Origin of the sequence: Rhodococcus sp. AG1013 (assembly GCF_003350365.1) — a bacterium.
Taxonomy (GTDB): domain Bacteria; phylum Actinomycetota; class Actinomycetes; order Mycobacteriales; family Mycobacteriaceae; genus Prescottella.
The window spans coordinates 91231-104770 of record NZ_QQAT01000008.1 but is presented as its reverse complement, the minus strand read 5'-3'; the positions used below and the strand labels follow the sequence as shown (position 1 = coordinate 104770).

The window sequence follows — 13540 nt, the reverse complement described above, 5'->3', positions numbered from 1 at the left end:
ACCGAAACGGGAGTTCACGGCACGCATTCGCTGTCGAAGTGTGCCGTGAACTCCCGTTGAGGGGTTTGCAGTGCCGGTCAGACGCGCCCGAAGTACGCGTCCTTGAGGACTGCGAGGTCGTCGATCTCCGACGCCGGCGAGTCCATGACGACCTTGCCGATGTCGAGGACGGTGACGTGGTCGGCGACGCTCATCGCCGCCTCGACGGCCTGCTCGACGAGGAGCACGGCCAGGCCGGTTTCCTTGAGCAGTTGGACGCGCTCCATGACCTCGTTGACGATGACGGGGGCCAGGCCGCCCGACGGCTCGTCGAGCAGCAGCAGCTTCGGTTCTGCCATCAGTGCCGCACCGATCGCCAGCATCTGCTGCTGACCACCGGACATCGAGCCGGCCAACAGGTTCCGCTTCTCACCGAGGATCGGGAACATATCGTAGATGCGCTCGACCTCGGACTTGAGGGCGGTGCGACGCTTCTTCGTGGTGTAGCCGCCGAGCAGCAGGTTCTGCTCGATGGTCTGCTTGTGGAAGACGCGCTTGCCCTCCTGCACGTACGCCATGCCGCGGCGCACCCGCTGGTGGGCGGGAACACCGGAGATGTCCTGGCCGTCCATCTCGATGGTGCCGCCGTGAACCTTGTTGAGACCGGAGATCGCACGCAGGGTGCTGGTCTTGCCGGCACCGTTGCGTCCGAGCAGGGCCGTCACCTGGCCGGGGTAGACGTCGAAGGAGACGTCCCAGACCACGCGCAGGTCACCGTAACCGGACTGCAGATTCCGAACGCTCAGAACCGGTTTCATCACTCCACCTTCTCCAGCTCGGTAGCCGTGCCGCTGTCGGGGTCCACGCCGAGGTACTCGCTGAGCACGCGGGGGTGGTGCTCGATCTCCGCGGGCGGGCCCGACGCGATGACCTGTCCCTGCGCCAGCACGACGATGGTGTCGGCGAGGGAGAGGACGAGGCGGAAGTTGTGCTCCACCAGCAGCACGGTGGCGCCGGCGTCACGCAGGGCGCGGATGAGCACCGACAGCCGCACGAGTTCGTCCTCGTCCATGCCGGACGCGATCTCGTCGAGCAGCAGGACCCGCGGCTCGGCGATCACGGCGCGCGCGACCTCGAGCATCCGTCGCATTCCCAGCGGCAGCGAGGTGGCAACCTCGTTCCGTAGGTGCGACATTCCGACCAGTTCGAGGACCCGCTCGGCCTCGGTGATGTCGGCCTTGGCGACCTTGCGGAAGCTCGGCAGCCGGAACACGGCCGAGAGCATCGAGGCACGGTTCGTCATGTACCGGCCCGAGGCGACCGCCTCGAGGACGGTGACGTTCTCGGGGATGTTCGGGGTCTGGAACGTGCGGGCCACACCCTCACGGGCCACCCGGTTCGACGAGAACTTCTGGACCTCGTTGTCACCGATGACGATTCGACCGGAGTCCGCGGTGTAGAAGCCACAGATCATGTTGAGCATCGTGGTCTTGCCGGAACCGTTGGGCCCGATCAGCGCGGTCACCCGGCCCGGCTCGGCCCGCAGGGTCGCCGCCTCGAGCGCCTGGTTCCCGCCGAACGCCTTCGAGATGCCGTCGACCTCGAGCGTGGCACCCGCGATGGGATCGACATACGGAATCGCCTCCGGGTCCCGCGGTTCCGGCCGTTCGAGGGCGCCGATACCGGCCTTGCGGTCGAGCCTGGTTGCCAGGCTGCGGAACACCTTCGTGAGTCCGCCCGAGAGCAGGACGCCGCCGATGATCAGGAAGCCGCCGTAGAAGATCAGCGAGTACTCCTGGAACGCGGTCGACTGATTCGGCCCGAACTGCATGGTGGCCGCACCGATCACCGCACCGTAGACGCTTGCCGAACCACCGAGGATCGACGCCGCGAGCACCGCGGTGGCGAACGTGAAACCGAACGCCTCGGGGGCGATGAACAGGTCGGTGTTCGCGAACAGGGCGCCCGCGAGGCCTGCGGGCAGGGCGCCGATCGCGTAGCCCAACAGCTTCATCCGGAACACGGACACACCCTGGGACTGCGCGAGAACCGGAGACTGCTTGAGCGTGCGGAACGCGATGCCGTGACGCGAGACCACGAGGTTGCGCATCACCACGAACCACAGGATCGTCACGCCGACCACGACGTAGTAGAAGTTCTTGTCGATGTCCTGGCCGAACAGCGTCGGCGGTTCCATCCCGGACAGGCCGTTACGGCCACCGGTCTTGCCGCCGAAGATCGCGAGGATGTCGGGCACCAACAGGATCAGGAAGAACGACGTCATCGCCAGCGACCAACTACCCAGTCGCAGACCGGGAATGCCGGTGATGATGCCGACGATGAGTGCGACCGCGCCCGCGGCCGCCAACTGCACCAGGATCTCGGTGTGCCCGGCCTGGGACATCAGACCGGCCGTGTACGCGCCGGCCGCGTACATCGCGGCCTGGCCCAGTGCGAGCTCACCGGCATAGCCGAGGCTCAGGTTCAGGCCGCTGACCACCAGGGCCAGGATGCACGCCAGCTGGAGCTGACGCGTGTTCGTCGCGTCCATGCCCAGCATCGGTGCGAAGAACACGATCAGGCCGAATGCGAGCGCGAAGATCCAGCTCGGGACACCGCGCAGAGTGCGCCAGATCTGCATGGTCACACCACCCGTTCTTTCACCGTGCCGAACAGTCCGGCAGGTTTGACCATCAGGACGACGATCAGCACGACGAACACCGCAATGTTGCTGTACTGGCTACCCGCCCACAGTGCGGTGAACGATTCGACCAGACCGACCGTCAGACCACCGATCAGTGCGCCCGGCAGCGAACCGAAGCCGCCGATCGCCAGGGCCACGAAGCCCTTGAGCGCCAGCGCGGCACCGAGCGTCGCGACCGCGAACGTCTTGGGGCCCACGAACAGTCCGAGCACACCGGCGATCGCACCGGAGAACGCGAACGCGCCCATCGCGATGCGCCGCACATTGACACCACGCAGCATCGCGGCCTCGCGGTCCTCGGAGACACCCATGAGAGCCAGACCGGTCATGGTCCGCTTGCTCAGCTGACCGAGGCCGATCACGAGCACGATCGACAGGACCAGCAGCGCGATCTCGACCGGATACGTCCGGCCGCCCAGAATGGTGATCGGGTCGTTCGACCCGAAGAACGGAACCGTCAGCGGCTCACTGCCCCAGATCAACTGCGTCGCACCGTTGAGCAACGTCGCCGCACCCAATGTCGTCACCAATTGGTTCTGGTGATCGGCGACCGGTCTGATCGCGACCAACTCCTCGACGGCCGCGAGGATCATCACCGTCACGGTGGCCATCACGGCAACCACCAGCACCGGAAGCTTCAGCGTCACCAGGCCCGTGTAGGCCACGAAGGTGCCGACCATCATCAACTGCGCCTGCGCGAAGTTGAAGGTGTTCGACGAGACGAACACGATGTTGTACCCGATCGCGACGAGCACGTAGACAGCGCCGAGGGCGAGCCCCGACCACAGAATCGTCACAGCGAGAACCTCCTTCGCGTCGTATGGGAATCAGAGTTCATGAACGTCATGCGGCCGGATTGCCGAACTGGCCGTTGACGACCTTGGTGGGCGCGATGAACTTCATCTCGTCCTGCGTCGGGTTCGGGCCGTGGTTGTCGGCAGTGAAGTTGTAGCGGGACAGGAAGGCCGTCTTCGCGTTCTTCTGGACCTCTTCGGTCTCGAGCGCCTGCGCCAGCTTCTCGGAATCGGTGGTGGTGCCGGCCTTCTCGGCAGCGGCGGCCACGAGCGGGAACGCGTCGTAGTTGTCAGCGATGATCAGCGTCGACGAGATGGCGCCCATCGAGGCCATCGTGTCGACCATCTTGTTGACGGCCTCGTTGTTCGGGTCGTACACGGTGCTCGTGAAGACCTGCGAGACAAGGTTCTTCACCTCAGGCGTACCGAGGACGCCGTTCGGCGGCTCGTTGGCGACGAGGTTGGTGCTCGACACCGAGGTGTTGCCGATCAGCGGCACGTCCCAGCCCAGACGCTGCATGCTCTGCAGGACGTAACCCAGCGGCGCGCCGTACGCGTCCAGCGCGATCGCCTTGGCGCCGGCGTTCTTGAGCGACTGCAGCTGCGCGGTCATATCCAGCGCGGTGGCCTCGTACTCCTCGTTGCCGGCCTGCTTCAGCCCGGCCTTCTCCAGCTCGGAGGTCATCTCCTTGCCGAACAGCTCGCCGTACGCGGTGCTGCCGTGGATGACACCGATGTTGTCGTAGCCCTTCTCCTTCACGTGACCGACGATGCCGCGGGCGTTGTCGCCGGCGCCGGGCGCCAGGTCGAAGTTCAGCGGGAACTTCGACGGATCCGTCGAATCCGGCGTGGGCGCAACGTTGAACGAGAGGATGTCGTTCTGCTCGAGGATCGGCAGCACCGCGGCGCCGACGGACGACGGTCCGGAGTTGAGGACGAGGTCCGGCTTCTGCTTGTTGATGGCCTCGCGCACCTTGGTGACCGCGATAGTGGCGTCACCGGCGTCGTCGACGACCGTCAGTTCGATCTGGCGACCACCGATGCCACCGGCCTGGTTCTGAACCTCGACACCGGCCTTGGTCGCGAGGATCGAGGTCTGCGCGTTGGCCGCGAGGACACCCTGGGCGCTGATACCGCCGGTCACGAGGACCCGGTACGGCGCATCGGCGCCGCCGGCCTCGGCGGAGTCCGTGCCACCGCACCCCGCAATCGTCAAGACCGACGCGGCAACCGCCGCGACGAACACTGGACGCCGATTCTTCATGACTGCCCTCCTAGGACACCCGCTACGTACCTACAGAACCAAGCGCTCGCTTGGCGTGTTTGGACACGGAAGAGCTCGGCGAGCCCCAGCTGGGCGACGCCTCGACACGTCACCCTGCATCAACACCCACCGAGCTCTTCCCATCAAGCACTTGCTTGATTCACCAAGCACTTGCTCGAGTGGGAGCATAAGGGTGTGACGTGGGTAACGTCAACCGACTCGACCATGGGATGGGAGGGCGATACCCCGCGATACCGCTGAACGGGAATTCACGGCACGTTCCCGGGGCCGAAAGCGTGCCGTGAACTCCCGTTCCGGGGTTGGTCAGGGTCGATCAGGGGCTGTCCACAGCACCGGCACCGCCCAAAGGCGACGACGCCGCGGCGCGCTGGGCGCATTCCGTGTCGGGGCACGCCGCGAGAGTGCCGGCATGACGGGAATTCTCGTACCGTTCCACGGCGGGGCCGCCCTCGATCGGGGCCTGGTGAGCAGGCGTGGACTCCGACGCCACTACACGCGCATCTACCCCGACACCTACCTGCACAACGACATCGAGGTCGACACCCGGGTCCGCGCGGAATCATCCAGTTGTGCAGCGTGATCGAGGAGTACGACGGCGACCACCACTTCGAGGTGGAGCAACGGAACCGCGGCGTCGAACGCTAGCACGCGTTCGAAGCAGCCGGATGGCGGGTGATCCGTGCCTAGGCCCGGCGGTTGATCCACCGCTGCAGCGGTTGATCAAGACGTGGGCGGCCCGATCCACTCCGGATACTGCACCGCGACCGGCATTGTCTCGGGCACGTACCCCTCAGGAGGGTCGAGAACGTTGGAGCCGTTTCGAGGCACGAAGGTCGGGAACCGCTCCTGCCACCAATCAACACAGGAACGCGGAATTTCCTCAATCGGCACATACTTGAGCTTGTCGATCTTCCACGAGCCGAAGACATTCCATGTCGGTATCGGGTGCTCCCGCTGGTCGTTCGTCCGTGCATCCGTATCTGCGACGGCAGGTACGCCCGGATCGCCTCCAGGATTCGACAGTTTGACCCACCAGGCGCCACGCAGCTGATTCGGTCCAGGATTCGCAGTACCGTCTGGGTCGATCCAATAATCGCAAACCGTCGCGTTCACGGTTCGCTTGGACTCTTCGAGTTCTGCAATGTGGCGAAAGAACGTTGTGGGCTTCTGCTGGGATTCACCCGGTTGGTTCGAAAAGAAGTAGTCCTCCACGGCCGGATTCGTACTCGAGATGTATCCGGGGAGCGCGTCCAGGTAGCCGGGGAATGACTGTGCTGCACCAACATACGTCGCGTACTCGCCGGCCTCGAGTGCAGCGCGCGTCAATTCTGCACCCCTGCTGAAGATGCTGACGTCTGCACCGGCTGACCACACATTCGAGTACACAGGCCCCGGCACTTGCTGAGGCTCGGAATCGGAATCACCGTCAGTGACACCGCATGACGCGACCAGTAGTCCTAGCGCGATCACTCCGATGGCAATCGACCGATTTCTACCCGTCATTGCGGACTACTTCGTTGTACATCTCCTGCATCAAACTCCCATGGCCGTCTGTTGGATCACCGATCTTGTTGAACACTGCTCGTAGATCTGTTTTCCATCTGTCACCCCGAGAATCGATCGCATCGTAGGGTCGCAGGTTTCCTTGGTCGTCGAACAGATCCTTGTATTCGGATCGGACACCATCCGGAATGTCCGGCGTTGCGGCGAGGACTCGGACAGGGTGTCGGTGAGCTGAAGTGCGCTCGACACCGCGAACCGCTCCCCTTCGGCACCGGCGATCGCGTTGCGCGCCCGAGACAGCGGGGCGTCGATCTCGAAGAATCCCTGCCGCGCTCGCGCCGCGAGGCTTCCGAGCCGATCGACCACGGCCAGGGCGGTCTTCCGGTCCGAGGTCGCACGATCCTGCGCCGCCTCGGCAGCTCGGCCTTCCCAGTACCCGTCGTTCACGCGGGTGACCGCCTCGACGTAGCGGTCGAACAAACCCTCGACCTTCGAGCCGAACGCCTCCCACGCATCCGCGACATCGTTGAGTGTGGCCGGATTCCAGGATTCGATCTGTGAACGCGAGAGGGTCACGCGGGGTCCCCCGGTGCATCCCAGTCGCCCGTCGCGTCGAGATAGGTGCGCACGAGTTGTTCGGCGTTCGCGGTCTCCTGGTTCCGATACTGCGCGGCGACGTAGCGCATGACGTCACCCGTCTCTCCAAGACGCTCAGCGAGCGCGGCGACGAGTGCTCCGTCCACGAGATCAGCGGAAATGCTCGACGCCTCGAGTACCGACGACATGGTGCCGCCGACGGTCGAGGCGTAGGGACCTGCTGCCGGACCGGTGCGAAGCGAACGCGCCTCGTCACCCAGTGCATGCAGGATCGAACTCAGTTGCTCGAGATGTTCGAGATCAGTCGTCAACGCGTCCACGTCGCCCCCCCGGGTTGTGTTCGGGACACACACTAGCAACCGGGGATTCAGCGCTGGTTGCGCGGCTTCCAGACGACGAGCGCGTTGCTGCGCGGGATGGGCACCAGGTCCCGGCGGTAACTGGCGTGGACGCGGGCGATCTCGGCGGCCATCTCGTCGACGCGGTGCTGCAGCGCCTCGACCTGGTTGGTCAGCTCGATGATCCGCTTGATGCCGGCGAGGTTGACGCCCTCGTCCTGGGACAGGCGCTGCACTTCACGCAACAGCGCCACGTCCCGCGGCGAGTACCGGCGGCCGCCACCGGTGGTGCGGTGCGGGGTGACCAGTCCGAGCCGGTCGTAGTTACGCAACGTCTGTGCGTGCATCCCGGCCAGTTCGGCGGCCACCGAGATGACGAACACCCGCGCATCGGGGTCCGCTGGGACCTCCGACGCCTTGCGCTGCTTGTCGCTCATGATGGTTCACCTGTTCGATCGGTTCTCGCCGGTCAGGCGCCGGCCCATCCTGCCCGCGGATCGAATCCGCTGGCCTTCTCTGCCTCCAGGTAGGTCTGGAGCGCCTCGGTGGCGGGGTCGTCGAGCTTCTGCGGCACCGCAACCTTCACGGTGACCAACAGATCGCCGGCGCCTCCGCCGCGCTTGGGCACACCGCGCCCTCGCACCCTGAGAATCCGTCCGTCCGCGGTTCCGGCCGGAACCTTCACGCCCACACGGCCGTCCAGTGTCGGCACCGACAGGGTCGTACCGAGCACCAATTCGCCATAACTGACCGGCACCACCAGCGTCAGATCGTCGTTGTTGCGCCCGAACACCTTGTCGGGACGCACGTGGACGGTGACGTACAGGTCGCCGGACGGTGCACCCCGCAGCCCGGCCTCACCCTGACCCGCCAGGCGGATCCGCTGGCCGTCACTCACGCCCGAGGGAACCCGGACGGTGATGGTGCGGGTGCGGTTGGTGACGCCGTTTCCGTGGCAGTCGGCGCACGGATCGTCGATGATCGACCCGGTGCCGCGGCAGTCGTCGCACGGCTCACTGAAACCGAACGCACCCTGGTTGCGGCTGACGACGCCGGTTCCGTTGCAGCGCGGGCACACCCGCGGGCTGGTACCCGGCTCGGCACCGCTGCCGTGGCACGTGGTGCACGCCGACCTGCTGGTCAGGCGCAGCGGAACCGTCACGCCCTGGGCGGCCTCGCGGAACTCGAGCGTGGTCTCCGTCTCGACGTCGCTGCCGCGGTGCGGACGCGACGCCGTGGTGCGGCCACCGCCACCGCGGTTGAACAGCCCGCCGAACAGGTCACCGAGGCCACCGTCGCCGCCGGCGGCACCGCCGCCGCCACCACCGAACAGGTCGTTGATGTCGAAGCCGCCGCCGCCGAAACCGCCACCGCCGGTGCTGTATCCGGCTCCGGGGCCGAAGCCGCCGCTCGCGAACAAGCGGCGGGCCTCGTCGTACTCCTTGCGCTTCGCGGGGTCGGACAGGACGGCATGCGCCTCACTGACCGTCTTGAAACGCTCCTCCGCCTTGGTGTCACCGGGGTTGGCGTCGGGATGCAGATCCCGGGCCAGCTTGCGGTACGCCTTCTTGATCTCGTCGGCGGAGGCGTCGGAAGAGACACCCAGTTCCTTGTAGAAGTCCTTTTCGATCCACTCCCGTTGGCTCACTGGGCGTCTCCTCCTTTCACTGTTGTCTGTCTATCTACTCGGCTGCCGCTTCGGCTGCAGGCGCGCCGTCGGTGACGGTCACCATCGCCGTGCGGAGCACTCGTTCGCCCAGGCGGTAGCCCTTGCGCAGCACTGCCCCGAGGACGGGGTTGTCACCGTCACCCTCCATCTGCACGGCCTCGTGCAGTTCCGCGGAGAAGGCATCGCCCTCGGCGCCGAACCCCTCGAGGCCGAGACCGTCGAGCACACCGGCGAGCTTGTCGGACAGCGCCTTCAGCGGTCCCGACTCCAGATCCCCGTGGGCGCGTGCCCGGTCGAGATCGTCGACGAGGTCGAGGAACTTCCCGACCACCGCGACCCTCTCGTCCTCGACGGCCCGATCGATCCGGGCCAACGCGTTGCGGCGGATGTTGGCGATCTCCGCCTTCGCGTAGCCCAGCTCGGTGCTGGCCTTCTCGAGTTCGGAGGTGATCGCGGTCAGATCGTCCGTCTCGGCCGCACCGGCCCCGGCCGCCTCCTCGGAGGCAGCCGGGGTGGTGGTGGCGTCGACCTGATCGTCGGCCGTCACCGGTTCGCGCTCGGGGTTTTCCGCCGTCACTTCTTGTCCTGATCGGTCGGCTCGTCGACAACCTCGGCGTCGACGACGTCGTCAGCGGCGGGGCCGGAGCCGTCACCCGACGCGGCGGCGTCGGCGGCCTGCGCGTCGTAGATCGCCTGGCCCAGGGCCTGCGACTCGGTGGACAGCTTCTCCACTGCAGCCTTGACGGCGGCGATGTCCGAGCCGGCGAGAGCGGTCTTGACCTCGGTGACCGCGGCCTCGACCTTCTCCTTGACGTCGGCGGGCACCTTGTCCTCGTTGTCCTTGATGAACTTCTCGGTCTGGTGCACCAGCGAATCGGCCTGGTTGCGGACCTCGGCCTCCTCGCGGCGGTTCTTGTCCTCCTCCGCGTGCGCCTCGGCGTCCTTGATCATCCGATCGATCTCGTCCTTGGACAGACCGGAGCCGTCCTGGATCTTGATCGTGTTCTCCTTGCCCGTGCCCTTGTCCTTCGCGGTCACGTGCACGATGCCGTTGGCGTCGATGTCGAAGGTGACCTCGATCTGCGGCACGCCGCGCGGGGCCGGCGGGATACCGGACAGCTCGAACGATCCGAGGAGCTTGTTGTGCGAGGCGATCTCGCGCTCACCCTGGAACACCTGGATCTGCACCGACGGCTGGTTGTCGTCCGCCGTGGTGAAGGTCTCGGAGCGCTTGGTCGGGATCGTGGTGTTGCGCTCGATGAGCTTGGTCATCACGCCACCCTTGGTCTCGATACCGAGAGACAACGGGGTGACGTCGAGCAGCAGAACGTCCTTGACCTCGCCCTTGAGGACGCCGGCCTGAAGCGCCGCTCCGACTGCAACCACTTCGTCAGGGTTCACGCCCTTGTTGGGCTCACGGCCACCGGTGAGCTCACGAACCAGGTCGGAGACGGCCGGCATACGGGTGGAGCCACCGACGAGCACGACGTGGTCGATGTCCTTGACGGCGATGCCCGAGTCCTTGACCACGGCCTGGAACGGCGCGCGGGTGCGATCCAGCAGATCGGAGGTGATCTTCTGGAACTCGCTGCGGGTGAGCTGCTCGTCGAGGAACAGCGGGTTCTTGTCCGCGTCGACGGTGATGTACGGCAGGTTGATGGAGGTGCTCTGCGAGCTGGACAGCTCGATCTTCGCCTTCTCCGCAGCCTCACGCAGACGCTGCAGGGCCATCTTGTCCTTGGTCAGATCGATGCCGTTCTGAGCCTTGAACTTGTCGACCAGCCAGCTGACGATGCGCTCGTCCCAGTCGTCGCCACCGAGGTGGTTGTCACCGGAGGTCGCGCGGACCTCGACGACGCCGTCGCCGATCTCGAGCAGGGACACGTCGAAGGTGCCGCCGCCGAGGTCGAAGACCAGGATGGTCTGTTCCTTCTCGCCCTTGTCGAGGCCGTACGCCAGCGCGGCCGCGGTGGGCTCGTTGACGATGCGCAGGACGTTGAGGCCCGCGATCTGTCCGGCTTCCTTGGTGGCCTGGCGCTGCGCGTCCTCGAAGTAGGCGGGGACGGTGATGACGGCGTCGGTGATCTCCTCGCCGAGGTACGCCTCCGCGTCACGCTTCAGCTTCATCAGCGTGCGGGCGCTGATCTCCTGCGGCGTGTACTTCTTGTCGTCGATCTCCACGTTCCAGTCGGTGCCGATGTGGCGCTTGACCGAGCGGATGGTGCGGTCGACGTTGGTGACCGCCTGGTTCTTGGCGGGCTGACCGACGAGCACTTCACCGTTCTTGGCGAAGGCCACGACGGACGGGGTGGTGCGCGAGCCCTCGGAGTTGGCGACCACTACAGGCTCGCCGCCTTCGAGCACAGACACGACCGAGTTGGTGGTCCCGAGGTCGATTCCGACCGCACGAGCCATAGTGATCCCTCACTTTCCTTCTTCGCAGCCTCTCGAGCTGCGGTTATCTTCTCGACACTGAGCTGATGAACCTCAGGTGAGCGTATCCGGCTCAAGTTTGCATGCGACTCCGGTCGAAGTCAATCCGAAACTTGAGTCCCTGACGCTCAGGTTCTCGAAATGGTCAACGGGCCGCCTCACGGGTTTGTTCCCGACTGCGGGATTTTCCCGACCGGGCTGACCGGACCGCGGGCGCGGATACGATTCGGACGTGGACACCACCGGCGAACACGAGGCAACGGCGGTGCCGGCGCAGCCGCACCGGCCCCGGCCGCCCCGGCCCGACGTCGCCGTCGCGCCGTTGCACACCCTCGACGCCGATCCGGGTCTCGCGCCGCGGTCCCTCACCGCGGCGGTCACGGCCTGGGCCCTCTCGTTCGCGGCCTTCGCCGCCGTGGCAGGGGTCCTCGGTGTCTACTACGACTCCGTCGTCGACGCCCTCGACACCGGTCTCGCCTCACGGAATCCGGCGGCCGAGTCCGCCACGGTCGACCAGGTGTCCGGACTCACCGTGTTGGGTGTCGGCGGTGTCGGCCTGCTGCTGGTCCTGGCGGCGGTCCTCGGGATCGTGCGCCTGCGGTCGGGCCACGGTCGGCCCCGCATCTGGCTCACCGTCGTCGGCGTCCTCACCGTCGCGGCGTCGGTGGCCTCGTGGAGCGTGCTGGCCGACGCGGGTGACCTCGTGTACGGGGCCCTCACGTGGGCGCCGCTGCTGCAGGCCGGGTTGGTCGTGGTGGGCACGGCGTTGTTGTTCGCACCCGCCGTCTCGGCGTGGCTCGACCGCCCGGCCGGCGGCACGCCATGACGGACGCCGTCGTCGTCGGCTCCGGCCCCAACGGGCTGGCCGCGGGTGTGGCGCTCGCGCTGCGCGGCATCTCCGTGACCGTGTACGAGGCCGCGGACACGATCGGCGGCGGCACCCGCACCTCCGAGCGCCTCGTGCCCGGACTGCTGCACGACGACTGCTCGGCGGTGCACCCGATGGGCGTGGCGTCACCGTTCTTCCGCTCGCTCGACCTCTCCGCGCACGGACTCGAATGGCGGTATCCGGAGATCGATCTCGCGCATCCGCTCGACGACGCCGTGTCGGGCGTGTTCACACGGTCGATCGAGCAGACGGCGAGCCGACTGGGGCCCGACGGACCCGCGTGGCGACGGCTGTTCGCGCCGCTGTCCGAGCACTTCGACGAACTGGCCGGCGAACTGCTGCGTCCCGTCGTACACCTGCCCAGGCACCCGATCCCGATGGTGCGCTTCGGGATCCATGCGCTCGCCCCCGCCACGCTGACGGCGAGGCGATGGCGCACCGCGCAGGCGCGGGCGCTGTTCGGCGGTGTGGCCGCGCACGCCTACTACCCGTTGTCCCGGCCCACGACGTCGGCGGCGGGCCTGATGATGCTCGCCGCCGGGCACCGCTACGGCTGGCCGGTCGCGAAGGGCGGGTCCCGCGCGATCACCGATGCGCTGGCCTCACTGTTACTCGCCCACGGCGGTCGGATCGAGACCGGACGACGTGTCCGCTCGCTGGGCGAGTTGCCGCGCGCCGACATCACGATGCTCGACCTGTCGCCCACCGGCGTCGCCGAGGTGGCCGGCAACCGGCTGCCGGCCCGGGTGGCCCGCGCGTACCGCCGGTACCGGTACGGTCCGGCGGCGTTCAAGCTGGATCTGGCCGTCGAGGGCGGCATTCCGTGGCGTGACGACGCATGCCGCCGCGCCGGCACCGTCCACCTCGGCGGGACCTTCGAGGAGGTGGTCGCGACCGAGCGGGACCTGCACCGCGGCCGGATGCCCGAGCGTCCGTTCGTCCTGATCGGACAGCAGTACCTGGCGGACCCCTCACGATCGGCCGGTGACGTGCACCCGGTGTGGGCGTACGCCCATGTGCCGCACGGATACACCGGCGACGCGACGGAGGCGATCCTGCACCAGATCGAGCGCTTCGCACCCCACACCCGGGACCGCATCGTCGGCAGCTTCACCCGGTCCGCCGTCGAGATGCCCGCCTACAACCCCAATTACGTGGGCGGCGACATCGCGACCGGCGCGAACGATCCGGTGCAGTTGTTGACGCGCCCGCGGGTGGCCATCGACCCCTATTCGACAGGCATCCCGGGCGTCTACATCTGCTCCGCCGCGACCCCGCCCGGCGGCGGCGCGCACGGGATGGGCGGATACAACGCAGCCAGGTCGGCACTGCGGCGAATCGAGCGTTAG

14 protein-coding genes are annotated in these 13540 nt (G+C 66.9%); 3 read left to right on the top strand and 11 right to left on the bottom strand.

The window, feature by feature from the left end; translation table 11 throughout:
* Positions 1 to 77: 77 nt before the first annotated feature.
* Genes DEU38_RS12375 through DEU38_RS12360 form a run of 4 tightly spaced genes read right to left on the bottom strand, consistent with a single transcriptional unit; the run spans position 78 to position 4741 of the window.
* Positions 78 to 797, bottom strand: a complete 720-nt coding sequence (locus DEU38_RS12375; RefSeq protein WP_114721554.1) for an ABC transporter ATP-binding protein — start codon at positions 795 to 797, stop codon at positions 78 to 80.
* A complete protein-coding gene (locus DEU38_RS12370; protein WP_114721553.1) occupies positions 797 to 2620 on the bottom strand; it encodes an ABC transporter permease subunit in 1824 nt (607 codons plus the stop codon). Before DEU38_RS12370 ends, DEU38_RS12375 begins: the two co-directional genes overlap by 1 nt.
* A 2-nt stretch (positions 2621 to 2622) precedes the next feature.
* Entirely contained in the window at positions 2623 to 3480 is an 858-nt protein-coding gene (locus DEU38_RS12365) for a branched-chain amino acid ABC transporter permease (protein WP_114721551.1), read from the bottom strand.
* Between the two features lie 46 nt (positions 3481 to 3526).
* On the bottom strand, positions 3527 to 4741 hold the full coding sequence (locus DEU38_RS12360; RefSeq protein WP_114721549.1) for an ABC transporter substrate-binding protein: 1215 nt from the start codon (positions 4739 to 4741) through the stop codon (positions 3527 to 3529).
* Between the two features lie 430 nt (positions 4742 to 5171).
* Between DEU38_RS12360 and DEU38_RS28450 the strand changes: the two genes are divergently transcribed.
* Positions 5172 to 5342 (top strand): hypothetical protein, encoded by a 171-nt coding sequence (locus DEU38_RS28450; protein WP_181818760.1) that lies wholly within the window; start codon positions 5172 to 5174, stop codon positions 5340 to 5342.
* A gap of 140 nt (positions 5343 to 5482) precedes the next feature.
* Here DEU38_RS28450 and DEU38_RS12355 read toward each other — a convergent pair whose 3' ends face one another.
* From DEU38_RS12355 to dnaK, 7 genes are all read right to left on the bottom strand, one after another.
* Positions 5483 to 5974 carry a hypothetical protein gene (locus DEU38_RS12355; RefSeq protein ID WP_147283507.1) on the bottom strand — a complete coding sequence of 164 codons (492 nt, stop codon included), beginning with the start codon at positions 5972 to 5974 and terminating at the stop codon, positions 5483 to 5485.
* A gap of 321 nt (positions 5975 to 6295) precedes the next feature.
* On the bottom strand, positions 6296 to 6841 hold the full coding sequence (locus tag DEU38_RS12350) for a hypothetical protein (RefSeq protein ID WP_114721545.1): 546 nt from the start codon (positions 6839 to 6841) through the stop codon (positions 6296 to 6298).
* The gene (locus DEU38_RS12345) at positions 6838 to 7182 is read right to left on the bottom strand and encodes a hypothetical protein (protein ID WP_114721543.1); all 345 of its coding nucleotides are present in this window, start codon (positions 7180 to 7182) and stop codon (positions 6838 to 6840) included. Before DEU38_RS12345 ends, DEU38_RS12350 begins: the two co-directional genes overlap by 4 nt.
* A 47-nt stretch (positions 7183 to 7229) precedes the next feature.
* Entirely contained in the window at positions 7230 to 7637 is a 408-nt protein-coding gene (locus tag DEU38_RS12340; RefSeq protein ID WP_114721541.1) for a heat shock protein transcriptional repressor HspR, read from the bottom strand.
* A 32-nt stretch (positions 7638 to 7669) separates the two neighbouring features.
* Entirely contained in the window at positions 7670 to 8848 is a 1179-nt protein-coding gene (dnaJ, locus tag DEU38_RS12335) for a molecular chaperone DnaJ (protein WP_114721539.1), read from the bottom strand.
* 34 nt (positions 8849 to 8882) lie between these two features.
* Entirely contained in the window at positions 8883 to 9446 is a 564-nt protein-coding gene (gene grpE, locus DEU38_RS12330) for a nucleotide exchange factor GrpE (RefSeq protein WP_114721537.1), read from the bottom strand.
* A complete protein-coding gene (gene dnaK / locus DEU38_RS12325) occupies positions 9443 to 11284 on the bottom strand; it encodes a molecular chaperone DnaK (protein WP_114721535.1) in 1842 nt (613 codons plus the stop codon). Before dnaK ends, grpE begins: the two co-directional genes overlap by 4 nt.
* A gap of 250 nt (positions 11285 to 11534) precedes the next feature.
* Here dnaK and DEU38_RS12320 point away from each other — a divergent pair, with 250 nt between their 5' ends.
* Together DEU38_RS12320 and DEU38_RS12315 are read left to right on the top strand one after the other, a co-directional pair.
* Positions 11535 to 12128, top strand: a complete 594-nt coding sequence (locus DEU38_RS12320; protein WP_114721533.1) for a hypothetical protein — start codon at positions 11535 to 11537, stop codon at positions 12126 to 12128.
* Entirely contained in the window at positions 12125 to 13540 is a 1416-nt protein-coding gene (locus DEU38_RS12315) for an NAD(P)/FAD-dependent oxidoreductase (protein WP_114721531.1), read from the top strand. The genes DEU38_RS12320 and DEU38_RS12315 overlap by 4 nt, the downstream gene beginning before the upstream one ends.